The 23827-nt window shown below is 67.1% G+C and carries 21 protein-coding genes; 7 read left to right on the forward strand and 14 right to left on the reverse strand.

The window, feature by feature from the left end:
* Nucleotides 1–58 precede the first annotated feature (58 nt).
* Complete coding sequence (gene ggt, locus ASD87_RS10885) at nt 59–1819, forward strand: gamma-glutamyltransferase (protein ID WP_056321016.1); 1761 nt, start codon at nt 59–61, stop codon at nt 1817–1819.
* Nucleotides 1820–1885: 66 nt separating this feature from the next.
* Here ggt and ASD87_RS10890 read toward each other — a convergent pair whose 3' ends face one another.
* From ASD87_RS10890 to ASD87_RS10905, 4 genes are all read right to left on the reverse strand, one after another.
* Complete coding sequence (locus tag ASD87_RS10890; protein WP_056321019.1) at nt 1886–3277, reverse strand: APC family permease; 1392 nt, start codon at nt 3275–3277, stop codon at nt 1886–1888.
* A gap of 186 nt (nt 3278–3463) precedes the next feature.
* Nucleotides 3464–4591, reverse strand: coding sequence for a CaiB/BaiF CoA-transferase family protein (locus tag ASD87_RS10895; RefSeq protein WP_056321022.1), 1128 nt, complete (start codon nt 4589–4591; stop codon nt 3464–3466).
* A gap of 14 nt (nt 4592–4605) precedes the next feature.
* Nucleotides 4606–5583, reverse strand: coding sequence for a tripartite tricarboxylate transporter substrate binding protein (locus ASD87_RS10900; RefSeq protein WP_056321024.1), 978 nt, complete (start codon nt 5581–5583; stop codon nt 4606–4608).
* A gap of 70 nt (nt 5584–5653) precedes the next feature.
* A complete protein-coding gene (locus ASD87_RS10905; RefSeq protein ID WP_056321027.1) occupies nt 5654–7354 on the reverse strand; it encodes an acyl-CoA dehydrogenase family protein in 1701 nt (566 codons plus the stop codon).
* 120 nt (nt 7355–7474) lie between these two features.
* On the opposite strand from ASD87_RS10905, the gene ASD87_RS10910 reads away from it, so the two are divergent.
* On the forward strand, nt 7475–8386 hold the full coding sequence (locus ASD87_RS10910; RefSeq protein WP_056321030.1) for a LysR family transcriptional regulator: 912 nt from the start codon (nt 7475–7477) through the stop codon (nt 8384–8386).
* A 3-nt stretch (nt 8387–8389) separates the two neighbouring features.
* On the opposite strand, the gene purU is transcribed toward ASD87_RS10910, so the two are convergent.
* The 6 genes from purU to ASD87_RS10940 all read right to left on the reverse strand — a co-directional run bounded on the left by purU (nt 8390) and on the right by ASD87_RS10940 (nt 13597).
* Nucleotides 8390–9244 (reverse strand): formyltetrahydrofolate deformylase, encoded by an 855-nt coding sequence (gene purU, locus ASD87_RS10915; protein ID WP_056321032.1) that lies wholly within the window; start codon nt 9242–9244, stop codon nt 8390–8392.
* 41 nt (nt 9245–9285) lie between these two features.
* Nucleotides 9286–10395 (reverse strand): NAD(P)/FAD-dependent oxidoreductase, encoded by a 1110-nt coding sequence (locus ASD87_RS10920; protein WP_056321035.1) that lies wholly within the window; start codon nt 10393–10395, stop codon nt 9286–9288.
* On the reverse strand, nt 10392–10916 hold the full coding sequence (locus tag ASD87_RS10925; protein ID WP_056321038.1) for a flavin reductase family protein: 525 nt from the start codon (nt 10914–10916) through the stop codon (nt 10392–10394). The genes ASD87_RS10920 and ASD87_RS10925 overlap by 4 nt, the downstream gene beginning before the upstream one ends.
* A gap of 69 nt (nt 10917–10985) precedes the next feature.
* On the reverse strand, nt 10986–11615 hold the full coding sequence (pdxH, locus tag ASD87_RS10930) for a pyridoxamine 5'-phosphate oxidase (protein WP_056321041.1): 630 nt from the start codon (nt 11613–11615) through the stop codon (nt 10986–10988).
* Between the two features lie 114 nt (nt 11616–11729).
* Nucleotides 11730–12386 carry a gamma-glutamylcyclotransferase gene (locus tag ASD87_RS10935; protein WP_155721867.1) on the reverse strand — a complete coding sequence of 219 codons (657 nt, stop codon included), beginning with the start codon at nt 12384–12386 and terminating at the stop codon, nt 11730–11732.
* A 2-nt stretch (nt 12387–12388) separates the two neighbouring features.
* The gene (locus ASD87_RS10940) at nt 12389–13597 is read right to left on the reverse strand and encodes an MFS transporter (protein ID WP_128830020.1); all 1209 of its coding nucleotides are present in this window, start codon (nt 13595–13597) and stop codon (nt 12389–12391) included.
* 311 nt (nt 13598–13908) lie between these two features.
* Between ASD87_RS10940 and ASD87_RS10945 the strand changes: the two genes are divergently transcribed.
* The 4 genes from ASD87_RS10945 (at nt 13909) to ASD87_RS10960 (ending at nt 19905) form a co-directional block, all read left to right on the forward strand.
* On the forward strand, nt 13909–15093 hold the full coding sequence (locus tag ASD87_RS10945; RefSeq protein ID WP_056321046.1) for an efflux RND transporter periplasmic adaptor subunit: 1185 nt from the start codon (nt 13909–13911) through the stop codon (nt 15091–15093).
* A 1-nt stretch (nt 15094) separates the two neighbouring features.
* Nucleotides 15095–17053, forward strand: a complete 1959-nt coding sequence (locus tag ASD87_RS10950) for a MacB family efflux pump subunit (RefSeq protein ID WP_056321048.1) — start codon at nt 15095–15097, stop codon at nt 17051–17053.
* Between the two features lie 5 nt (nt 17054–17058).
* Complete coding sequence (locus tag ASD87_RS10955; RefSeq protein ID WP_056321052.1) at nt 17059–18486, forward strand: efflux transporter outer membrane subunit; 1428 nt, start codon at nt 17059–17061, stop codon at nt 18484–18486.
* 570 nt (nt 18487–19056) lie between these two features.
* Nucleotides 19057–19905, forward strand: coding sequence for a ThiF family adenylyltransferase (locus ASD87_RS10960; RefSeq protein ID WP_056321055.1), 849 nt, complete (start codon nt 19057–19059; stop codon nt 19903–19905).
* 90 nt (nt 19906–19995) lie between these two features.
* On the opposite strand, the gene ASD87_RS10965 is transcribed toward ASD87_RS10960, so the two are convergent.
* The 3 genes from ASD87_RS10965 to ASD87_RS10975 are packed head-to-tail and all read right to left on the reverse strand — an operon-like array spanning nt 19996 to nt 22056.
* Nucleotides 19996–20307 carry a non-heme iron oxygenase ferredoxin subunit gene (locus tag ASD87_RS10965; RefSeq protein WP_056321058.1) on the reverse strand — a complete coding sequence of 104 codons (312 nt, stop codon included), beginning with the start codon at nt 20305–20307 and terminating at the stop codon, nt 19996–19998.
* A gap of 14 nt (nt 20308–20321) precedes the next feature.
* Nucleotides 20322–20795, reverse strand: a complete 474-nt coding sequence (locus ASD87_RS10970; protein ID WP_056321061.1) for a nuclear transport factor 2 family protein — start codon at nt 20793–20795, stop codon at nt 20322–20324.
* A gap of 1 nt (nt 20796) precedes the next feature.
* Nucleotides 20797–22056 carry an aromatic ring-hydroxylating dioxygenase subunit alpha gene (locus ASD87_RS10975; protein ID WP_056322683.1) on the reverse strand — a complete coding sequence of 420 codons (1260 nt, stop codon included), beginning with the start codon at nt 22054–22056 and terminating at the stop codon, nt 20797–20799.
* Between the two features lie 211 nt (nt 22057–22267).
* Here ASD87_RS10975 and ASD87_RS10980 point away from each other — a divergent pair, with 211 nt between their 5' ends.
* A complete protein-coding gene (locus tag ASD87_RS10980) occupies nt 22268–23170 on the forward strand; it encodes a LysR family transcriptional regulator (RefSeq protein ID WP_056321065.1) in 903 nt (300 codons plus the stop codon).
* 24 nt (nt 23171–23194) lie between these two features.
* Here ASD87_RS10980 and ASD87_RS10985 read toward each other — a convergent pair whose 3' ends face one another.
* Entirely contained in the window at nt 23195–23827 is a 633-nt protein-coding gene (locus tag ASD87_RS10985; protein WP_056321068.1) for an aminotransferase class IV family protein, read from the reverse strand.

Raw genomic sequence — 23827 nt, forward strand, 5'->3', positions numbered from 1 at the left:
GCGGGCCTTTGACTATCATGGACGCCTGCCGGACGTCCGGCGATCACTGGAGCTTTCCATGCGCCTACGCCGCCACGCCGCCCTGCTGCTCGCCGCCGCCATCGCCGGCCTGCCGTTCGCATCCGCCAGCTGGGCGCGCACGCCAGCGGCGGAAGACCTGAATCCCGAAGCCGCCAGCGGCGTCCAGACGCGCGAGCTCGTGCGCGCGCCGCATTTCATGATGGTGTCCGCCAACCCCCTTGCCAGCCGTGCGGGCGAAGCCATGCTGCGACGCGGGGGCAGCGTGGTCGACGCGGCCATTGCCACGCAACTGGTGCTCAATCTGGTCGAGCCGCAATCGTCGGGCATCGGCGGCGGCGCCTTCATGGTGGTGTATTCGGCGGCGGACGGACAGATCCGCACGTACGACAGCCGCGAGACCGCGCCCGCGGCGGCGCGGCCCGACCGCTTCCTGGATGCCGAGGGCAAGCCGCTGCCCTTTGCACAGGCCGTCAACAACGGCATGTCGGTCGCCGTGCCCGGCCTCTTGCGCGGGCTGGAACTGGCGCACAAGGCGCAGGGCAAGCTGCCCTGGGCCGATCTGTTCCAGCCGGCCATCGAACTGGCCGAATCGGGCTTTGCGGTGTCGCCGCGCCTGCATACGCTGCTGGCCGGCAACAAGGCGCTGCCGCAACAGGCCGCCGCCGCCGCGTACTTCTACGCGCCGGACGGCACGCCGTGGCCCGTGGGGCACGTGCTGAAGAATCCGGCGTTCGCGCGCACCCTGCGCGCCGTGGCCTCGCAGGGCGCCGACGCCTTCTACCAGGGCGACATCGCGCGCGACATCGTGGCGGCGGTGCAGGGCCACGAGAAGCCCGGCGATCTGGCCTTGGCGGACCTGGCGGACTATCGCGCCAAGACGCGCGATCCGGTCTGCGGCGCGTACCGCGGCTATCAGCTCTGCGGGATGGGGCCGCCCAGCAGCGGGCCCATTGCCGTGTTGCAGATGCTGGGCGAGCTGGAGCAGTTCCCGCTCAGCCGGTATGCGCCCGGCACGGTACAGGCCGTGCACTATTTCTCGGAAGCTGGCCGGCTGGCCTTTGCCGACCGCGATTTCTACGTGGCGGACCCCGACTTCGTGCGCGTGCCGGTGCGCGCCTTGCTGGACCCGGCGTATCTGCGCGCGCGCGGCGCTTTGATCCAGCCGGATCGCAGCATGAAGGTGGCGCTGCCCGGCGATCCCGAAGGCAAGCTGCTGTCGCTGGGCAAGGACAACGCGCTGGAGCTGCCGTCCACCAGCCACCTGGTGGCGGTCGACGCGCAGGGCAACGCCCTGACCATGACGACCACGATCGAAAGCGAATTCGGCAGCAAGATCTTCGTGCGGGGCTTTCTGCTCAACAACGAGATGACCGATTTTTCGTCGTCGTTCAAGGACCCCGAAGGCCGGCTCGTGGCCAATCGCATCGAACCGGGCAAGCGGCCGCGCAGCTCGATGGCGCCGATGATGGTGCTCAAGGAGGGCAAGCCGTACCTGCTGGTGGGCTCGCCGGGCGGCAGCGCCATCATCAACTACGTCGCCAAGACGCTGGTGGGCGTGCTGGACTGGAATCTGGACATCCAGTCGGCGATCGACCTGCCCAACATGGGCAGCCGCAACAAGGAAACCGAACTGGAGAAGGGCACGGCGCTGGAAGCGCTGGCGCCAGAGCTTGAGCGCATGGGACACCCGGTGCGGATCACCGAGTTTCCCAGCGGCATCCACGGCATCGTCATTGACGCCAAGGGACTGGAAGGCGGCGCGGATCCGCGCCGCGAAGGGCTTGCGGTGGGCGGCTGAAGCGCGCCCGGACCCGCGCCGCGCAGCCGCGCGCCAGCGGTCCGGGAGCCTGCGGCCCTTGCGGTATCACTCCAGCGACGACGGGTCCAGTTCCATCCTGGACTCGCGGCGCCGCGCCAGCCAGGTCACGAACCACATCACCACGCCCAGCAGCAGCAGCCAGCCGGCGACCTGGTACTGGATCACGTCACGGCCGGTCAGCGGGGTGACCAGGAACAGGCAGGCCGCGGCGCCCACCCACGGGACGAGGCGGTTGATGGAGAAGTGACGATGCGCGACCTTGTCGCGCCGCAGGACCAGCACCGCGACGTTCACGAAGGCGAACACGCCCAGCAGCAGCAACGCGGTGGTGCCGCCCAGCGCACGGATGGCCTGCGAGTCGGTCAGCGAGACCAGGATGATGAGGCCGAAGGCCAGCGCCGTCGTGAACAGGATGGCCGTCCACGGCGTCTGGTTCTTGCGGTGCACGTGCGCCAGGAAGGACGGCAGCACACCCTGGCGCGACATGCCGTACAGCAGGCGGCTGGCCATCATCATGTTGATGAGCGCCGAGTTCGCCACGGCGAACATCGAGATGATCGGCATGATGTATTCCACCGGCAGATCCGGCGCGGCGCGCTTGACCACCAGCACCAGCGGCGTGCTGCTCTTGGCCAGTTCGCCCACCGGCACCAGCGCAACGGCGCAGATGGACACCAGCACATAGATGAGCGCCGTGATGCCCAGGCCGGTCAGCATGACCTTCGGGAAGATGCGGCTGGGATCGTGCGTTTCCTCGGCCATGTTGACCGAGTCCTCGAAGCCGACCATGGCGAAGAACGCGAGCGCGGTGGCCGAGGTCACCGCCAGGAACACACTCTTGTCCTCGGGCGTATCGAACGCGACGACGCGCGAGAAATCCGCCTGGCCGTCGGAGATGGCGTAAAAGCCCAGCAGGATGACCATCAGCAGGCCCGACAGCTCGATCAGCGTGAGCACGACGTTGGCGCGCACGCTTTCAGTCGCGCCACGAAAATTGACCAGCATGACCAGCGTCATGAAGCCCAGCGCGCCAAGGGTGATCCAGTGCTTTTCGGCCTCGATGCCCATCGCCGCGAACAGGTTGGCGGCGAAGGCCTGCGAGGCGGTGGCGGCCGACGTCAGGCCGGAACACATGACGGTAAAGCAGACGATGAACGTCAGGAAGTGCACGCCGAACGCCTTGTGGACGTAGAGCGCGGCGCCGGCGGCGCGGGGGTACTTGGTGACCAGTTCAAGGTAGGAAAGCGCGGTCAGCAGGGCCACCCCGAAGGCCACCAGGAACGGCAGCCAGGCCGCACCGCCGACTTCGGCGGCCACCTGCCCGGTCAGCGCATACACGCCGGTGCCCAGGATGTCGCCAACAATGAATAGCAGCAGCAGTTTCGGGCCCATCACCCGTTTCAGCTGGCCGTGGTCTTGTGAGTCGTTCGTGGCCATAGTCTTTTATTTCCTCTTATGTGGCTCGGGAAAAGCGTGCGGGGAGCAACGCGAGATGCGGAAAAAAGTCTAAGGCGGCAATCGGGCGGCGTGCTGAAACCAAATGTCTAAGTTGTTGCGCGTGGGGCGGCGGCTCGCTTGGGAAAAAAAAGCCCGGCGGGCGCCGGGCGGTTCATCGATGCGGGATCAGCCCTGTCCAGATGGCGGCGCCAGGTCTGGCGGCAGCTTGCGCAGCGTGGCGGGCGTGCGCGACAGCTTGATGGGCGAGCCCACGCCCTTGTAATCGCCTTGTTCCAGCACCATGCCGCGATGCCGGGTGTGCGGATGGGCCAGCGCCTGGTCCACCGTCTGCACGGCGGCGGCAGGCACGCCCGCGCGTAGCAGCTGGTCCGAAAGTGCGGCGGCCTCGTGGCGGGCCAGCAGGGCGGAAAGGTCATCGCGCAGGGCCTGGCGGTTGCGCAGGCGGTCCGCGTTGGTGGCGTACCGCGGGTCCTCGGCCAGCGCCGGGGCATCCAGGGTCTGCGCCAGCATGGCAAATTGGCGGTTGTTGCCGACGGCCAGGAAGATCGGGCCGCTTGCGGTAGGCAGCGTTTCGTAAGGGGCGATGTTGGGGTGCGCGTTGCCGCTGCGCTGCGGCACCTTGCCGCTGTAGAAGTAATTCGGCGCATGCGGGTGCAGCAGCGACAGCGCGCAGTCGTACAGCGTGATGTCCAGGAATTGTCCCAGCCCGCTGCGCGTGCGCTCATTCAGGGCCAGCAGGATGGCCACCGCCGCGTTCAGGCCCGTCACCATGTCCACGACCGGCAGCCCCACCCGGGTTGCCTCGCCGTCCGCCTCGCCGTTCACGCTCATCAGGCCGCACATGGCCTGCGCGCAGGCGTCGTAGCCCGGCAGGCCGCCCAGCGGACCATCCGAGCCGAAACCGCTGACGCGGCAATGGATGAGCGCGGGGAAGGCCTGCTTCAGGTCGTCGTAGCCCAGGCCCCACTTTTCCAGCGTGCCGGGCTTGAAGTTCTCGACCAGCACGTCGGCGTCGGCCAGCAGGTGGCGCAGCAGTTCCTGTCCGGCGGGCTGCGACAGGTCCAGCGTCATGCCGTCCTTGTTGCGGTTCACGCCGACGAAATACGAGGCGGTCTCGCCCAGGAAGGGCGGGCCCCAGCCGCGCGTCTCGTCGCCGCCGGGCGGCTCGATCTTCAGCACGTCGGCGCCGTGGTCGGCCAGGATCTGGGTGCAGTACGGGCCGCCCAGCACGCGCGACAGATCGATCACCTTGCAGCCCGCGAGGGCGCCGGCATTGGGTAGGGTTTGGGCCATGGCTATGCTTCGCGTCAGTCGATGGAAACGTTGGCGCTCTGGATCAGTTCGCGCCACTTGGGGACTTCGGTGGTGATGAAGCTGGACAGGCCCTGCGGCGTCTTGTCCTGCGCCTCGACGATGCCCTGCGTGCGTAGCGTCTGCGCGATCGTGGGATCGGCGAGGGCGGTCTTGAAGGCCTGGTTCAGCGTGTTCACCACATCGGCGGGCGTGTCCTTGGGGGCGACGATGCCGAAGAAGACGCTGACGTCATAGCCTTTCAGGCCTTGCTCTGACAGCGTGGGCAGGTCGGGCAGCGCATCCGAACGCTGGGCGCTGGCCAGCCCGATGGGGCGCAGCTTGCCCGCCTTGATATAGGGCAGCGCGGTCAGGATGTCGGTGAACGACATCGACACCTGTCCGCCCAGCAGGTCGTTCAGCGCGGGGCCGGTGCCCTTGTACGGGATGTGCATGATCTTGGTGCCGGCCATGCGGTTGAACAGGATGCCGGCCAGGTGCGACGACGCGCCATTGCCGGACGAGGCGTAGCTCAGCTTGTCCGGGTTCTTCTGGGCGTACGCGATCAGTTCCTGCAGGTTGTTGGCGGGCACAGACGGGTTCACCACCAGGATGTTGGGCAGGTGGCCGATGCGGATGATGGGCGCGAAGCTGGTCTCGGGGTTGTAGTTCTGCTTTTTGTACAGGCTGACGTTGATGGCCAGCGGGCCGGACGTGCCGAACAGGATGGTGTAGCCGTCGGGCTTGGCCGAGGCGACATATTCGGAGCCGATGTTGCCGCCCGCGCCGCTGCGGTTCTCGACGATGACGTTCTGCATGAGCGGCTCGCGCAGCTTTTCGGCCAGGCGGCGCGCCAGCGCGTCGGTGGGGCCGCCCGGCGGAAAGGGCACCACCAGCGTGACCGGGCGGGCCGTGGGGAAGGCGTCGGCTGCCACGACGGGCGTGGCGGCGATGGCGGCGGCCGCCAGGAACAGGGGGGCAAAATAGCGTTTCATGCGTGTCTCCAGTGGATGACGCGCCGGCTGTGCCGCCGGCGTCGGGTTACAGCGAAAGCCCTGACAGGGGCTACAGCGCGTAGTGCAGGATGGCTTGGCAGGCCGCGCTTTCGTCAGGCGGGATGGCGTAGGGATCGCGCGGCGCCAGGCGGTGCAGCAGCACCTGGTCGGCCAGCCGGGCACGGGTTTCCAATCCCGCGCCGGTGGCTTCCCAGCGCAGCGCGGCCATGGATACGGCGTGATAAAGCAGCGACGCGGCCTGGCGGGCCAGCTGCGCGTGGTCGCCCTGCGCGGCGTGTTCCGCCAGCGCATAGGTCTTTTCCAGGGCGCTGGCCTGCATGCCGGCCAGTTCGGGCGGGCAGGGCGCGCCGTCCGCCAGCAGGCGGTCGATGTGGCTGCGCAGCGCCGGCAGGGAGTTTTCTTTCTTGATGGCGCGCAGCACGTCCAGCGCGACGATGTTGCTGGTGCCTTCCCAGATCGAGCCCAGATGCGCGTCGCGCACCAGGCGCGGCTCGGTCCATTCCTCGATGTAGCCGCAGCCGCCGCGCACTTCCATCGCGTCGCCCGTGACCTTGCGCGCGTCGCGGCACGCGCGGAACTTGATCAGCGGCGTCAGGATCCGGGCCAGCGCGGGGTCTGCCGCGCCTTGATCGGCGTCGGCCAGCGCACGCGCCGTCTGGAACATGACGCTGCGCGCCTGTTCCGCCCACACGGTCATCTTGACCAGCTGGCGCTGCATGAGCGGCATGTCGATCAGGCGCTTGCCGAACGCGCGGCGGTGCTGCGACACGTAGATGGCCTCGGTGACCGCGCGGCGCATCAGGCCCGCGGCGCGCATGCCGTTGGACAGGCGCGAGTTGTTGATCATGTCGGCCATGTGCTTGAAGCCGCGGCCGCGTTCACCGACCAGCCAGGCGACGGCGCCCTCCAGGCGGATCTCGCCGCTGGCCATCGAACGCGTGCCCAGCTTGTCCTTCAGGCGCAGGATGCGGTAGTGGTTGTGCGTGCCGTCGGCCAGGTCGCGCGGCAGCAGAAAGAGCGACACGCCCTTCAGGCCCGCGTCCGGTTCGCTGCGTGCCAGCACCATTGCGAAACCGGCGTCAGGGTTCGAGCAGAACCACTTGTCGCCGTGGATGCGCCAGGTGCCGTCATCCTGCGGCTGGGCCGTGACCTCGGTGGCGCTGACGTCCGAGCCCGCGCCCTGTTCGGTCATGAACATGGCGCCTTGGCGCAGCGTGTCGAAATCCTGCGAAGTCACCTGGGGCAACACGCGCTCGACCAGCGCGGGATCGCCGAACTTGCGCAGGGTGCGCGCCAGCGAGTCGGTCATGCTGACGGGGCAGCACAAGCCGAATTCGGCCTGCACGAAAAGATGGCTGAGCGCGTACTTGGCCGCGGCGGGCATGGGCTCGGGCCAACCCAGCACGCCGCCCCGGTGGGACAGCGCCGCCAGACCGAATTCGCTGTAGGCCAGGCGTTCAAGTTCGACGTAGGCGGGATGCTTGTCGATGCGCGATTCGTCCGTGCCGGCGCGGCTGCGCACCGATAGCGTGGGCGGGTGCTTGTCGGCGACCGACGCCAGTTCGTCCATGACGCCGCCGGCCAGTTCGCCCAGCCGGCTCAGATGCGGCAGCAGGTGCGCATGCAGCTCGGCGGGCAGGTAGCGTCGGCTCAGCGCCTCGGCGTAGGGGTCGGCATCGAACAGATTCAGCCCCCGGGAGTCCGGTACGGGCGTGACGGTGGCGGCAACAGGCAAGACGGGCGTATCCATGGCGGCATCCGGGTCGGGACGGGAGATGCCCTATGTTGCGGGGGTTGATTCATCTACTCAAATACTGTTTTGATGTAGATCAATCCAAAATAAATATAGATATGCCCAAAGGAGGGACGCATGGATCTCGAACCGCGTCTGCTGCGCTACTTCATCGCCGTGGCCGAAGAGCGCCATTTCAGCCGGGCGGCGGCGCGCCTGCATATTTCGCAGCCGCCGCTCAGCTACGCGATCCGCCAACTGGAAGAGAACATCGGCGCGCGCCTGCTGGCCCGCACCAGCCGGCACGTCGAGCTGACCGACGCCGGCCAGGCGCTGTACCACGAAGCGGTGATCCTGCTGCGCCAGGCCGAGGAGGTCCGCACGCTGGTGCGCCAGGTGGATGCGGGCCTGCGCGGCCGGCTGCGCATCGGCTTCGTGGGATCCATGCTGTATCGCGGGCTGCCCGCGCTCTTGAACGTCATGCGCAAGGAATTGCCCGACGTGGAACACGTGCTGACCGAACTGAACTCGAACGACCAGATCGAGGCGGTGCGGCGCGGCGAGCAGGACCTGGGCTTCATCCACGCCAATCCGGTGCCGGAAGGCGTGCAGGCGCGCGACCTGATGGCCGAGCCCTTCGTGGTGTGCCTGCCCGATGCGCATCCGCTGGCAGATCGCCAGACCCTGCGGCTGACGGAACTGGCGCGGGACGACTTCGTTTTCTTCGCGCGCGCGGCGTCGCCCAGCTATTACGAAACGGTATTGGCCATGTGCGTGTCGGCCGGCTTCATGCCGGCGATCCGGCACGAGGTGCGCCACTGGCTGAGCGTGGCCTCGCTGGTGTCGCAGGGCCTGGGGGTGTCGATCGTGCCGGCCTGCCTGTCGCGCAGCGGGCTGGCGGGCACGCGGTTCATCGCGTTCGAGCACGAGGCGCGCTCGATCAGCCAGGTGATCTGGCCGGATGCGGCGCGCTCGCCGTTGCAGGAGCGCGCGGTGGCGCTGGTGGCGCAGGCGTTTGCGCCGTTGCAACCCGCCCCTGCAAGGGCCTGAAAATCAGCGGAACACGACGGTCTTGTTGCGGTTCAGGAGGATGCGGTGTTCGACGTGGCTGCGCACCGCGCGCGAGAGCACCAGGGATTCGATGTCGCTGCCCACCTGGGTCAGGTCCTGCGCCGTCATCGTGTGGTCGACGCGTTCGATGTCCTGGTCGATGATCGGGCCTTCGTCCAGATCCGACGTCACGTAGTGCGCCGTGGCGCCGATGATCTTCACGCCGCGCGCATGCGCCTGGTGGTAAGGGCGCGCGCCCTTGAAGCTGGGCAGGAAGCTGTGGTGAATGTTGATCGCGCGGCCGGTCAGGGCACGGCACATGTCGGCCGACAGGATCTGCATGTAACGGGCCAGCACGACCAGGTCGATGTTTGCCTCGTCGACGATCTTGAGCACCTGCTTTTCCTGTTCCAGCTTGGTGTCGGGCGTGACCGGCAGGTAGTGGAACGGAATGTTGTAGGTTGCCGCCAGGCTGGCGTAGTCGTTGTGGTTCGAGACGATGGCCGCCACTTCGGCATGCAGGTGGCCGCTGTGTACGCGGAACAGCAGGTCGTTCAGGCAGTGGCCCTGCTTGCTGACCATGATGAGCAGGCGCTCCTTGCGGCGCGCGTCGTGCAGCTTGAGCTCCATGCCGTAGTCGGCGGACATCGCGTCCAGGCGGGCGCGCAGGTCGTCGGCGGACGCACTGACCGGCAGGTCGAAGTGCACGCGCAGGAAGAAGCGGCCCGTCTCTTCGTCGCCGAACTGCTGCGAATCCAGGATGTTGCAACCCAGTTCGAACAACAGGCCGCTGACGCGGTAGACGATGCCGGTGCGGTCGGGGCAGGACAGGGTCAGGATGTAGTCGTTGTGCTGCATGGCAGGAATGGCTGAATAAGAAAAAAGGGAAGCGGGCGGGGTCAGGCGGACAGGCGCGCCAGGGTTTCTTCCGCCAGGGCCAGGCTGGAGGTCAGCCCGGGGGATTCGATGCCGAACAGGTTCACCAGGCCGGGCACGCCGTGAACGGCGGGCCCCGCGATGACGAAGTCCGCGGCCGGTTCGTGCGGACCGGAGATTTTGGGGCGGATGCCCGTGTAGCCGGGCGCCAGCGCGCCGTCGGGCAGGGCGGGCCAATAGCTGCGCACGGCTTCGTAGAACACATCGGCGCGGGAGGGATCGAGGGTGTAGTCCTCGGTGTCCACCCATTCGGTGTCGGGGCCGAACTTGGCCTGGCCGCCCATGTCCAGCGTCAGGTGCACGCCCAACCCGGCATGCTGCGGCACCGGGTAGATCAGGCGCGAGAACGGCGCGCGGCCGGACAGCGTGAAATAGCTGCCCTTGCACAGGTAATCGGTGGGAATGCTGTCCGCCGGCACGCCCTCGATGCGGCGCGCCAGCGCGGGCGCCTGCAGGCCGGCCGAATTGATCAGCACGTTGCAGGTCAGGCTCATGGCGTCGTCGCCGCCGAATTGCAGCTCGAAGCCGCCTTCCGGCCGGACGCGGCCCGACGCGAGCGGCGTATGGAAGACGCACTGGGCGCCCGCGTTCTCGGCGTCGCCCTGGAACGACAGCATCAACGCGTGGCTGTCGACGATCCCGGTCGACGGCGACACCAGCGCGGCGGTGCATTGCAGCGCCGGTTCCAGGCGCATGGCTTCTTCGCCCGAAATGAATTGCAGGTCGTCCACGCCGTTGGCGCGGGCGCGCTGGGCGATGCCTTCAAGCTGGGTGGCCTGCTCGGGGCTGGTGGCCACGATGAGTTTGCCCAGCCGGCTGTGCGGCACGCCGCGTTCGGCGCAGTACGCGTACAGCAGATGCTTGCCGCGCACGCACAGGCGCGCCTTCAGGCTGCCGGCGGGGTAGTAGATGCCGGCGTGGATGACTTCGGAGTTGCGCGAGCTGGTGCCGGTGCCGATGGCCTCGGTGGCTTCGGCGACCAGGACTTCGCGGCCCGATTGGGCCAGTGCCCGGGCGATGGCCAGGCCGACGACGCCGGCGCCGATGACGACGCAATCGACGTCGGCGCTCATGGCTTGGCCTTTTCGGCGCGGGTGCCGGCCGGGGTCAGGTCGAACCCGCCGGCGTGAAAGACCAGCGGCGGTTCGCCGCTATGTCCGCAACGTTCGACTTCTCCGACCATGATGACGTGATCTCCCTCGACGTAGCGGCTGCGGTTGCGGCATTCGAACCAGGCGGCGCAGTGGCCGTCCAGCATCGGCGTGCCACCCGGGGCATGGTGCACCTGCAGCCCGGCATAACGGTCCCGCGTCTTGCCCGTCGCGAAGCGGCGCGCCAGCGCGATCTGGTCGGCGCTCAGCACGTTCACGACGTAGCGCTCGCACTGTTCGAAGGCGTCCAGCGACGACGAGCCCAGCGACAGGCTCCACAACACCAGCGGCGGATTCAGCGAGACCGAGTTGAACGAGCTGACGGTCAGGCCGATGGGGGCGCCGTCCAGGCCGGTGGTCGTCACGACCGTCACGCCGGTGGCGTATCGGCCCAACGCGGTGCGAAAGAAGACGGAGTCGAAATCAGGGGAGGAGGCGGACATGCAATAGACAGTTCGGTCGGGCGCAGGAGGCGCCCGGCGGATGGACGCCCCGCGTCGGGGCGCCCCGTATCAGGGAGACAGGCGTTCGATCTTCCAGCCCGCCCCGTCCGCCACGTAGCGCAGGCGGTCGTGCAGGCGGGACGGGCGGCCCTGCCAGAATTCAAAGGCCGTGGGCTTGAGGCGGTAGCCGCCCCAGTGCGGCGGACGCGGCGGCTGTTCGCCGAAACGCTCGCGGAATTCCTTTTCGCGGGCTTCCAGCTCTTCACGGGTGATGGGCTGGCTCTGGCGCGAAGCCCAGGCGCCGATGCGCGAGCCGGCCGGGCGGCTGTGATAGTAGGCGTCCGACTCTTCGGCCGCCACCTTTTCGACCACGCCCTCGATGCGGACCTGGCGTTCCAGCGGCTGCCAGAAGAACAGCAGGCTGGCGCGCGGCTCGGCTTGCAGGTCCAGGCCCTTGCGCGATTCGTAATTGGTGAAGAACGTGAAACCCTGCTCGTCAAACCCCTTGATGAGGACGATGCGGGCGCTGGGCTGGCCGCTGGCATCCACCGTGGCCAGGGTCATGGCGTTGGGTTCGGGCACCTTGGCGGCCAGGGCCTCGTCGAACCAACGGGTGAATTGCTCGAACGGCGAGGAGGCTGCCTGGCTTTCCAGCAGCACATTCTTTTCGTAGCTTTGACGCAGATCAGAGACGGACATGGTCTTGGGGGTTCAGCGTTGATAACACGGAGTTTATACCGCCTGGGAGACCGGCCCCTCATTGACCCCGCGCAGGCGCCGGACAAGTTTGCCGCCTCCAGCCGCGTGGGTGCGTCACGGGCCCTCGGGCAGCGGGTGGCCGTCCAGCTCCAGCCGGCGGGCAATGGCGTCGAGCCGGGCGTCGTGGATGCCGGCGGCCCGCAAGGCCTGGGCCGTCTGCACCACGTAATCCGTGCAGGGACCGTAGCGTCCCGCCGCGCGGCGCACGATGGCCAGCAGTTCCGCCTCGGGCAGGGCCCGGATATAGGCGGGGTTGTCGCGGTTCATGATGAAGACCAGCGCCCGGACGACGCCTTCGTCCGTGGCGCAGTTGATCCAGCGGGGCAGATAGGCGCCGGTGGACATCTCGCGCTCCCAGAGGGCGGGAAAGTAATGGGGGACCTGTTCGCCGGCCAGGCGGTACACCACGCCCCGGCAGGATCCGCCGCGGTCCAGGCCGAAAACCAGTCCCGGGCACTCGGGCGTGCCCCGGTTCACCCGCGACCACAGGCAAAGCGCCCGGTGGTGGCCGCGCAGCGTGGCCAGGCGGCGTTCCATGAAATCGAAATCCGGGCGCCAGATAAGCGATCCGTACCCGAATACCCATACATCTTCCCCAGCCGGCCAGTGCCGCAGCGCATCGTCGAGCGAGGCTTGCCGTTCCTCGGGCGTCCAGAGCCGGAAGGGCAAAGTGGCGCCGGAGAGGTCAGAGTGGGATGACTGCTTGTTCACGACTACGTATTCCGTTCAGACTCGTGCGGAGGGTTGCGGTTGGCCCAGCCCCCGGCCATCAGCGCCACGGAGTAGGCCCAGAAAAGCGGGGCAACGCCAATTACCGCACCCAGCGCCCCGAAGGTCAACGGCAGGGAGACCTGCGAACCGTTGATGAGCGCCATGCGCAGGCCCACCGCCTCGGCCGCGCGACCGGGGGGCGAGTGCTGGTGCAGCAGGGCCAGCATGCTGGGCTGACAGCAGCCCAGGGCCAGGCCCAGGATGAAAGACAACACGATCAGGACGGTAACGTCGGTGAACAGCGGGTAAAGCATGAAGTCGATGGCCGCGGTCGCCATCGCCACGCGCACCAAGGTCCAGGACCGGACGCGGCGCTGGATAAGGGGCAGAATCAGGCGGATGACGAACGTTGCCGCCGCGAAGGAGGCAAGAATGAGGCCGATGGTGGTGGCGGACAACCCGATCGCCACGCCAAAAATCGGCACGACGAACAGGTGGGTGTCCCATGCGCCGGACAAAATCGTGTTGACCATGAGAATGCGGCGCAGCGCGGGCACGGCCAGCAATTCGGTCACGCGACGGCGCTGGGCCTCGCGCACGCCGGTGATGGCCGCATCCACGGCCTTCAATTGATGACGCAGGCTGTACAGGCCGACCGCCGACAGCAGCGGGCCGACCGCCAGAAGGCCGAATGCCGTCCGCGTGCCCAGGTGGTCGATCGCCAGCCCGGCAATCAGCGGACCGGAGAAGCCTGACCCGGCCAGCGCCAGTGACATGAAGGAGAAGTTGCGCAGCCGCTGCTCGGGCTCGGCGTGCCCCAACAGATCCTGTGTGGCCACCTGGTGCAGCATGAAGCCGATCCCGATGGCGCAGGACGCCACCAACAGTGCGGACTGCGTTTGCGAGATAGAGGGCAGTAGCGTGCCGAAGGCGACCAAAGTGGTGCCGATGACGAGCGGTCGCACGATGCCGACGCGGTCCACCCAGCGTCCCGCGCGCACCGAGAACAGCATCGGCAGCACGGCAAACACGGCGACCAGCGTGCCGACCGTGAACGTGGACAGCCCCATCTGCAGCGCCGTCAGGGAAACGGTGATCCGTCCCCCGGTCAGCGCCACATGATTCATCATTGCCAGCAGGCACAAAAGCACCGCCCCGGAAAATTCCGGGGAACTGGATGGCGAGGAGGGGGATCTGTTGGAGGTAGACACGGCTTAACTGCATTCATTCTGTTCGTAACATCCGTCTATGTCGAGGCGACGCTTTTTTGCGCTGCGTCATCGGGTGACTAGTCACTCTGCGGAGTTAACAGGCTCTAGCGGACAAGTCCCGCGCTTATTCGGCAAGATGACGGCACGTTCACGGCAGGTGCGGTAAAACGGTTCCGCAACCTCCCGGGGATCGTTGTATCGTTCACGCAACGGAACCTTCCGCACGGTGCAATCCGTCTCTGGTTTCCACCGCTTTTTTGCCGCATTACGGCGCCGCAGATGGCGCCCGCCGTTCCCATCGTCCAGGTTCAATGAAAAAGTCCCGCAGCAAGTTCAAGCGCTACGCCCTGATAGCCGCCATCCTCCTGCTTCTCGTTGTTGGCGCGCGCGCCGCGTTCTTCTCGGCCCCGCCGCCGCCCACGTTTGCCGTGGCCGAGGTGTCGCGCGCGGACCTGGAGGACAGCGTGCTGGCCAGCGGCACCATCGATGCCATCGAGCGGGTCAGCGTGGGCGCGCAGGCCACCGGCCAGTTGAAGTCCCTGAAGGTGGAACTGGGCGACCGGGTGAAGAAGGGCCAGCTGGTGGCCGAGATCGACGACCTGACCCAGCAGAACGAGCTGCGAAACGCGCAAGCTGCGCTGCAGACCCGGCGCGCCGAGCGGGCCGCCAAGGTGGCCACGCTGAAACAGGCGGAGCTGGCGTTCAAGCGCCAGCGCCAGATGCTGGCGGCCGACGCCAGCTCGCGCGAGGCCTACGAAACGGCCGAGGCCACGCTGGCCGTGACCCGCGCCGAGATCGCCTCGCTGGACGCGCAGATCGCCCAGGCCGAGATCCAGGTCGACACCGCGCAGGTCAACCTGGGCTACACGCGGATCGTCTCGCCAATCGACGGGATGGTGGTGGCGGTGGTCACCAAGGAAGGCCAGACCGTCAACTCGATTCAGAGCGCGCCCACCATCATCAAGGTGGCGCAGGTGGACACCATGACGATCAAGGCGCAGATCTCCGAGGCGGACGTGACGCGGGTCAAGCCCGGCCTGCCGGTCTACTTCACCATTCTCGGCGAACCCGACGAGCGCTACCGCGCCACGCTAAGCGCGGTGGAACCGGCCCCGGATTCCATCCAGAAGGAAGACGCGGCGTCGTCGCTGACCACTTCATCCAGCACCTCCACCAGCGCCGCGGTCTATTACAACGGCCTCTTCGACGTGCCCAATCCCGACGAGAAGCTGCGCATCTCGATGACGGCGCAGGTCTTCATCGTGCTGGGTGAGGCCAAGGACGCCGTGGTGGTGCCCGCCTCGGCGCTGGGCAAGCGCGGCAAGGACGGGCGCTACGAGGTGCGCGTGGTGCTGGACGGCAACAAGACCGAGACGCGGCAAGTGCGCATCGGCATGAACAACAATGTGCAGGCGCAGGTGCTGGAAGGCCTGGAGGTGGGCGAACGCGTCGTGTCGGCGGATTCCTCGCCGGCCGTCGCCAAGCCGGGAGCCTGACATGGGCGGCCCGCTCATTTCCCTGTCTGGCGTGCGCCGCGAGTTTCCCGCGGGCGACCAGACGATTGCGGTCCTGAAGGACGTCAACCTGTCGATCGAGGCGGGCGAGATGGTCGCCATCGTGGGGGCGTCCGGCTCGGGCAAGTCCACGCTGATGAACATCCTGGGCTGCCTGGACCGGCCCACGCGCGGCGACTACAAGGTCGGCGGCCGCAGCACCGGCGAACTGGACCCCGACGAACTGGCCGAACTGCGCCGGGAGCACTTCGGATTCATTTTCCAGCGTTACCACCTGCTGGCGGACCTGAGCGCGCAGGGCAACGTGGAGGTGCCGGCCGTCTACGCGGGCAAGCGCCGCGAGGCCCGGCTGGAGCGCGCCTCGGCGCTGCTGGCGCGGCTGGGGCTGGCCGATCGCACCGGCCATCGGCCCGGCCAGCTGTCGGGCGGCCAGCAGCAGCGCGTGAGTATCGCGCGGGCGCTGATGAACGGCGGCGACATCATCCTGGCCGACGAGCCCACCGGCGCGCTGGACACGCATACCGGCCAGGAAGTGCTGCGCATCCTGGAGGAACTGAACGCGGCGGGGCACACGATCATCATCGTCACGCACGATATGAACGTGGCGCGCCACGCCCAGCGCATCATCGAGATCAGCGACGGGGAGATCGTCGCGGACAAGCGCAACCCCGACGCGCCGCGCCATCAGATGGCGCGTGACGAGACCCCGGACATGGCCCAGCGCCCGGCGTGGCAGGCCTATCTGGACCGCTGCGGCGAGGCGCTGCGCATGGCTTTGCTGGCCATGAACGCGCACCGCCTGCGCACGTCGCTGACGATGCTGGGCATCATCATCGGCATCGCCGCCGTGGTGTCGGTGGTGGCGCTGGGCGAGGGCTCGCGGCGCAAGATTCTGGAAGACATCAGCGCGATCGGCACGAACACGGTCGAGGTCTTCCCGGGCAAGGACTTCGGCGATGAAAAGGCGGTGAACATCCGCACGCTGGTGCCGGCCGATGCCGACGCGCTGGCGCGCGAGTCGTATGTGGACAGCGTGACGCCGGAAGTGGGCACGAGCAATACGCTGCGCTACCGCAATGTATCGGTGAACGGTTCGATCCAGGGCGTGGGCGAACAGTACTTCCGCGTGCGCGCGATCAAGCTGGCTGAAGGAAAGTTCTTCGACGAGACCAGCGTGGCGCGCCGGGCGCAGGAAGTGGTGATCGACGAGGGCACGCGGCGCGCGCTGTTCGGGTCGCACACCGAACCGATCGGGCAGGTGATCTTTTTGGGGTCGATGCCGGCGCGGGTGATCGGGGTGACGCAAAAGAAGGACACGGTGTTCGGCAACAACGATTCGCTGAACGTGTGGATCCCGTACACGACGGCGCTGTCGCGGGTGCTGGGGCAGCAGCACCTGAAAAGCATCACGGTGCGCGTGAACGACGCGACGCCGCCGGCCGCAGCCGAGCAGGCCATCGTGCGGGTGCTGACGCGCCGGCACGTGGTGAAGGATTTTTTCGTGTTCAACACGGACGCGGTGCGCAAGACGATCGAACGCACGACGGCGACGATGACGCTGCTGGTGTCGCTGATTGCGCTGATTTCGCTGATGGTGGGCGGTATCGGGGTGATGAACATCATGCTGGTGTCGGTCACCGAGCGCACGCGTGAGATCGGGGTGCGCATGGCGGTGGGCGCGCGGCGCAGCGACATCATGCAGCAGTTCCTGATCGAGGCGGTGCTGGTGTGCCTGATCGGCGGCGCGGTCGGAATCCTGTTGTCGCTGGGACTGGGCGTGCTGGTCAGCAAGGCCACGGGCGGCTCGTTCCAGATGATCTATTCCACGGCATCGATGGTGGCGGCATTCACGTGCTCGACGCTGATCGGTGTGATTTTTGGCTATCTGCCGGCGCGCAATGCGGCGCGCCTGGATCCCGTCGAGGCGTTGGCCCGGGAATGAGGAAGATGAGAGCAGTTTCTTTTTTGTGCAAACCGCTGGGCGTGGCGCTGCTGCTGGCGCTGGGCGGTTGCGGCGGCCTGCTGCGCACCGATTACGAGCCGCCGGCCGCAAGCGTGCCGGCGTCCTGGACCCACGCGCGCCCGGCTTCCGATGCCGGCGCAGCGGCGTGGCTGGCGGAGGGCGGGGCCTGGTGGCGCAATTTCGACGATCCGGTGCTCAATGGGCTGGTGGAGGCGGCGCTTGCGCGCAACAACGATCTGGCGGCGGCGGCGATTCGCGTGCGCCGGGCGCAGTATCAGGCGGGATTGGCGGATGACCAGCTGATGCCGCAGTTCGGTGGCGACGCGAACGTGTCGCGGGTGCGCAATCTGTATGGCGACCGCACGATCACGCGAGCCAATTCGGCCGAGCTGACGGTGAGCTATCAGGTCGACCTTTGGGGCAAGCTGGCGCGCCAGCGCGACGCGGCGCAGTGGGAGGCGCTGGCGACGGAACAGGACCGCCAGAGCGCCGCCCTGTCGCTGGTGGGCACGACGGCGACGCTATATTGGCAGACGGCATTCATCAATCAGCGCATCGCGAGCAGCGAGGAGAGCATCGCCTACGCGCGCCGCACGCAGGATCTGGTGCGGGCGCAGTACGCGGCGGGCGGGGCGTCGGCCCTGGAGCTTGCCGAGGCGGAGCAGACGGTGGCAAGCCAGCAGGCGGCGCATGCGCTGCTGGTGCAGCAGCGGGTGGAATACATCAATGCGCTGACGATTCTTTTCGATGGCCCGCCGGATCGCATCACGGCGGATCCGGCGCGGCTGCCGTCCAGCGCACTGCCCGAGGCGCGGGCGGGTGTGCCGGCGGAGTTGCTGGGGCGCCGTCCGGACTTGCGCGCGGCGGAGTTGCGGTTGCGGGAGTCGCTGGCAAACGTTGACGCGACACGGGCAAGCTTTTATCCGCCGGTGACGTTGACGGGGGCGCTGGGCAGTTCGAGCCCGACGTTGTCGGATGTGCTGAAAAATCCGATCGGGACGCTGGGGGCGGGGTTGACGCTGCCATTCCTGCAGTGGAATCAGATGCAGCTGAACATCAAGATCTCGAAGACGGATTACGAGGAACGGGTGGTGACGTTCCGGCAGGCGCTGTATCAGGCGATGGCGGATGTGGAGAACGCGTTGTCGAATCGCACGCAGTTGTCGGTGCGGGCGCAGCAGCTGGATCTGTCTTTGCGGGCGGCTCGGGAGGCTGAGCGGCTGTACGAAGTACGGTACCGGGCGGGGGCGGTGCCGCTGCGGGATTGGCTGGATGCGCAGGAAAAGCGCCGGGTGGCTGAGGTGGCGCGGGACGAGAACATGCTGAACCGGTTGGTGAATCAGGTGACGGTTTATCAGGCGTTGGGGGGGGATGATGTGGTGGCTGTTGACGGGGATGGGCTGCGGAGGTGAGGTTTGCAGCAGTCCGGCGCGTCGTTTTGCGTCGGAAGGCGGTGGCAGGCATCGATCTTGGTTCTTTTGACGCCCGGCGCGTCGGCGGCCTGGGGCGCGCGGGGCTACGATTGCGGTCCGGAGCCTTCGCTCCGGACTGGCCTAGGCGGCCCCCCCCGTCGTCATCGTCGTTGTCGCCTCCGGCGACTGCCTTCCGATTCCCTCGGGCGCATCTACACGCCCCGCGCACCCCAGGCCGCCGCCACGCCGGGCTCGGGTGAGTTCAGCTTGGCGGACGCCGGGGCGGGTGGGGTTCTTAAGGTTCTTGCCTGGGTTTGCGCGGCTTTGAAGCATTTTGCGGGGCCCGCGCCCGGTTGGCCGCGCGGGCGGCCTCCGGGCGCTTACGCGGTGTCTTGCGTCCGGGGATGACGCTTCGCGCTTGCGGTGGGGGCCGGGCGCCGCTGCTTCCGGTGTCTGACACCCTTGGGGCACATCCTTGGCATGACGGCAGTCTCTGCAGGGTGTCAGACACCTTGTCTATACCTTGTCTGCTTGAATGGGGCGGTTGGGTTGGCGGCCGGCTGCCATAAAATGCGGTCCATGAACTCGCCCGAACTCATTCCTGAACCCGCCGATCTCGACCGTCGTTTTGGCGCGCTGTCGCGCCTCTATGGTCCTGAGGCGCCTTCGCGTATCCGTAATGCCCATGTTGCCGTGGCCGGGCTTGGCGGCGTGGGGTCGTGGACGGTGGAGGCGCTTGCTCGTTGCGGGGTGGGGGCGTTGACGTTGATCGATCTGGATCACATTGCCGAATCCAACGTCAATCGGCAGATCCATGCGTTGAGTTCGACGCTTGGGCAATCCAAGGTCGACGCGATGGCCGAGCGGGTGTTGGCGATTAATCCGGAATGCCGCATCACACGGGTGGACGACTTTGTGTCGCCGGAGAACGTGGGCGAGGTGTTGCCGGGGCCTTATACGGTCATCATCGATTGCACGGATCAGGCGGCCGCGAAGATTGCGATGATTTTGCATGCGCGGGCGCTTGGGGTGCCGATGCTGCTGTGCGGCGGTGCGGGCGGGAAGACGGATCCGTTGGCGTTGCGGGCGGGGGATCTGTCGGGGGCGGTCAATGATGCGCTGCTCTCGAAGCTGCGCAACAAGTTGCGGCGCGAGCATGGGTTTCCGCGGGCGTCGGACAAGAACGGCAAGGCGCTCAAGCGGGTGCCGAAGATGGGCGTGCATGCGTTGTGGTTCGACCAGCCGGCGATTTTGCCGGATGCGTGGACCCGCCCTCTTGAAGGTGAAGATGATATGGGTGCGTCGGGGTTGAACCTGGCGCCGCAGGGGCTGTCCTGCGCGGGTTATGGGTCGGTGGTTACCGTGACCGCCGCCATGGGCATGGCGGCGGCGAACGAGGCTTTGCGGTTGGCGGTCTGAGGGCCGCCGGGGTGGGGGCGCCTCGATGCCCGAGCGCCGCGGTGCCTCAACGGTCAGACGCCACGTCGCTGCGTCCGGCGCGCAAATGACTCATAGCGCCACAAACACCACGCCATCCTCGATCCGCACGGGATACGTCGCGATGTTTTCCCGCAGCGGGGAACACAGGGCGCGGCCGTCGCGGATGTCGAAGCGGCCCTGGTGCAGGGGGCATTCGATTTCGTGGCCAGTCAGGAAGCCGTCGCAGAGTCTGGCATTGCCGTGCGTACAGAGGTTGTCGGTGGCGTAGACCTCGCCGTCGACGCCGTATAGCGCGATTTCCTTGCCGCCCGCCTCGACGGCGATGACGTCTTCTTCGGGCACGTCATCGCGTCCGATGGCCTTGATCCATTGCACACTCATGATTCGTCTCCTGGTCAGATGGGGTAGATCAGCGAGTTCGGGATCAGCTCGCTGTCGAAGATGCATAGCCGCGATTCGAATTTCAGGCCGTCGGGCGTCTGTCGTATGACGTCCAGATAGCGGCCGACGTTGAAGACGGTGGTGAGCTGGCTGGGTTTGGTGCGAAAGATGGCGTAGTTGGCCTCGGATTCGATGCGGCCATCCTGCGCCAGCAGCACGCGTGGGGCGCCGACGACGTGGCGCTGGTAGTAGGGGTCGTGGAAGATGGTTTCGGTGGCGCCGTAGATGCGGTCGCGCAGCATCCCGCGGCTCTCGAAGGCCATGGTCGCGAGCGGAAATCCGCGTTCGTGGTTCTCGCGCGGCAGCACCTTGTAGACGCAATCCTCCACGAAGAAGTCGGGCCATTTCTCCCATTCGCCGGCGTCCAGCGCGGCGGCGTAGTCGGTGTAGAGGCGGGTGAGCTGGTAATAAAGCGGAAAGTCCAGCATGTCACGCCTCCATGACGCGGCGCCAGTACGCGTACATGCCGCGTATGAGCGTCTCGGTGACCATGTGGTCGGTGTTTTCGGCGGTCTTGCCGCCCAGTTCGGCGACGCTGCGGTGCCACGGCTTCTGTTCAAAGCCGGATTGCGAGAATTCGATGACCTCGCCGTCGTCGGCGGACACGAAACCGGCGGGCCCGAACAGGTTGGCCTGGCGCAGGCGGCGTTGGGTCATGTCGGGGGTGTCGTCGGCAAATCCGAAATGGGTCCAGACAAAGTCGAAGGCGTCATGGCCGACGGGCTGGATGTGGCGGGTGGATAGCGAGTTGACCTGTTGCTGGATGATGACGCTGGGAAACAGCGTCATGAGCACGGCGGTGGGGCCGTTCCACCAGGGTTCCTGCACGATGTCCAGGAAGCGGTCGTCGTTCAGCGACATCTGCTCCTTGAAGCTGGACACGCCGCTGGTGACGGTGCTTTTGCCGCCCTGGCCGCGCGTGGAAATCATGGCGGCGTGGCGGAAGTGGCGGTCCATCTTCAATTCGGACCGGTTGTCCGCGCGCCATAGCCCGAAGGTGACGAACCAGGTGTGCAGGAGGCCGGGGTGGTAGGGGTCTTTGATGTTCTCCTGCATCAGCTTCCAGTTGCCGGGAATGCGCTGGCGGCTGTAGCCGTGGATCACCAGTTCGCGGCCGTCGAAGACGCGGTCGAAGTAATGCGCGATGTCGGGCCCCAGGTAGTCTTCCAGCGGTTCGACGTCATGGTCGAACGACGCGAAGACGACGCCGTTGCGCGCGGCCACCGCCAGCTTGGTCAGGCCGTGTTCCTCGGGCTTGAAGTCGGGCGGCATGCCGCCGTTGATCTTGCCGTCCTGCTTGACGCCGCGGCGGAAGGGCACGCCGATCAGGTTGCCTTGCAGGTCGTAATTCCATTGGTGGTAGGGGCAGACGAACTCGCTGCGGTTGCCGGCGCGTTCGCGGCAGAACTGCACGCCGCGATGGGCGCAGACGTTTTCCACGACGCGCACCTGGCCGTCGTTGTCGCGCAGCAGGATGACGGAGCGCTCGCCCACGACCGTGCGCTTGAAGTCGCCGGGATTGGGGACCTCGGCTTCAAGGCCCACGTAGTTCCAGTGGCCGCGGTAGAAGAAGCGCTCCAGTTCCCGCTGGTGCAGCGCCGCATCGGTGTAGACGCCGAACGGGATGCGATGCGAGCCGTCGCCTTTCCAGGGCGGGACGACATGGATGGGATGTTCGGGGGCGTTCATGGACGGCCCCTGCGACAGGACGTGAGGCGGCGATGCGTGCGGATGCGCATGATTTGTCTCCATTTTCAGCTGGCCGCGCGGCGGCCGGGCAGTGCCTTGCGCGGCATGGGCGCAGGCATTTTTCTGCATCATCGGGCACGCCCAGAGATTAATAAATAGAATCTGGCTTATTACATAAATCACCAAAATCAATATTGGTGGAGACAAACGCATGAACCTGAAAGACGTGGATCTGAATCTGCTCGTCGTCTTCAATGAATTGCACAAGCATGGCCGGGTGTCGGCGGCGGCGGAAAGCCTGGGGATTTCACAGCCGGGCGTCAGCAACGCGCTCGCCCGCTTGCGCAAGCTGCTGGGCGACGAGCTGTTTCTGCGGACCTCGCGCGGGATGGTGCCGACGCCCTATGCCGAAAGCCTGGCCCAGCCGATTGCCGATGCGCTTGCCGCGCTGCACGGCACGTTGAACGGGCGGGTGGCGTTCGATCCGGCCCGCAGCGAGCGGGCGTTTGTGATCGGGGTGAACGATGTGGGCGAGACCTACTTCCTGCCGCGCCTGATGCGGGCGCTGGATCAGGTCGCGCCGGGCGTGACCATCCGCACGGTGCGCACGACGTCGATCGACGTGCGGGACGAGATGGAGCGCGGGCGTATGGATCTGGCGATGGGCTTTCTGCCCGGGCTGAAAGGCGGATTCTTCCAGCGCCGGCTGTTCCGTCAGCCGTACGTCTGCATCTTCCGGCAGGACCATCCGCTGGCGCGCTCGGGGGTGTCGGCGCGGCAGTTTCGCGCGGCCGAACACGTGGCCATCGTGTCCGAGGGCACCGGCCACGGCGTGGTGGACGAAGTGATCGCGCGCGCTGGCATCCGCCGGCGGCTGCGGCTGACGGTGCCGCACTTCATGGCGGTGGGGCCGGTGCTGCAGGCCACCGACATGATTGCGGTGGTGCCGCAGCGCTTTGCCGACTGCGCCTGCGGCCCTTTTGGCCTGGCGTCCGCGCCCTGTCCGGTGAAGATCCCGGAATCCGTCATCAACGTGTTCTGGCACGCCCGCAACCACCGCGAAGCCGCCAATCAGTGGCTGCGGCAGGTGGTGGTGGACGTGTTTGCGGATTGATGCCGCGGTGGGCCGGGGGCTGCGCTACGCCTCGCGCAGCGACACCGTGAACCACCCGCGCAGCGCGTTCGACAACCGGATCTCGTCGGCGGCATGCAGGTCGGCCAGGGTCAGCACGCGTTCTTTCGCCTCGCCGGCATCGAGCAGCTGCGCGCGCTGCACGCCGGGCAGGCAGCCGCTGTCGACGGGCGGGGTGTACCAGTTGTCGTCCATGCGCAGGTAGACGTTGCTGCGGCTGCCTTCGCAGAGTTCGCCGCGCTCGTTCAGGTAGACCAGGTCGAAGATGTGCGGGTGCGAAGGCAGCCATTCGATCGTCTTGGTGTACCAGGGGCGGTGCGTGGTCTTGTAGCGCAGCAGGGGTTCCGAGGACCGCAGCGCCTCGGGCGCGAGCATCACTTCCTGGTGCGCGGGCAGCGGCGGCAGGACGGCCGTCTGGATGTGGCGGCTGCCGTCGCGCGCGACCAGCAGGCGCAGGCGATGCGGTCCGGCGGAGGACAGGGCCATGACGGCGAGAAGGATGTCGCCTTCGACGTCGCGGCCGCCCCAGACGTAACCCAGCGCCTTGCAGGACGCTTCCAGGCGCTGGAGGTGGCGCGCCAGCAGGGGCACGTTGCCGGACGATTCCACCAGGATGGTCTCGATCAGTTCGGGTTGCAT

This window comes from Achromobacter sp. Root170 (genome assembly GCF_001428165.1).
GTDB classification, from domain to species: Bacteria; Pseudomonadota; Gammaproteobacteria; order Burkholderiales; family Burkholderiaceae_B; genus Achromobacter; species Achromobacter mucicolens.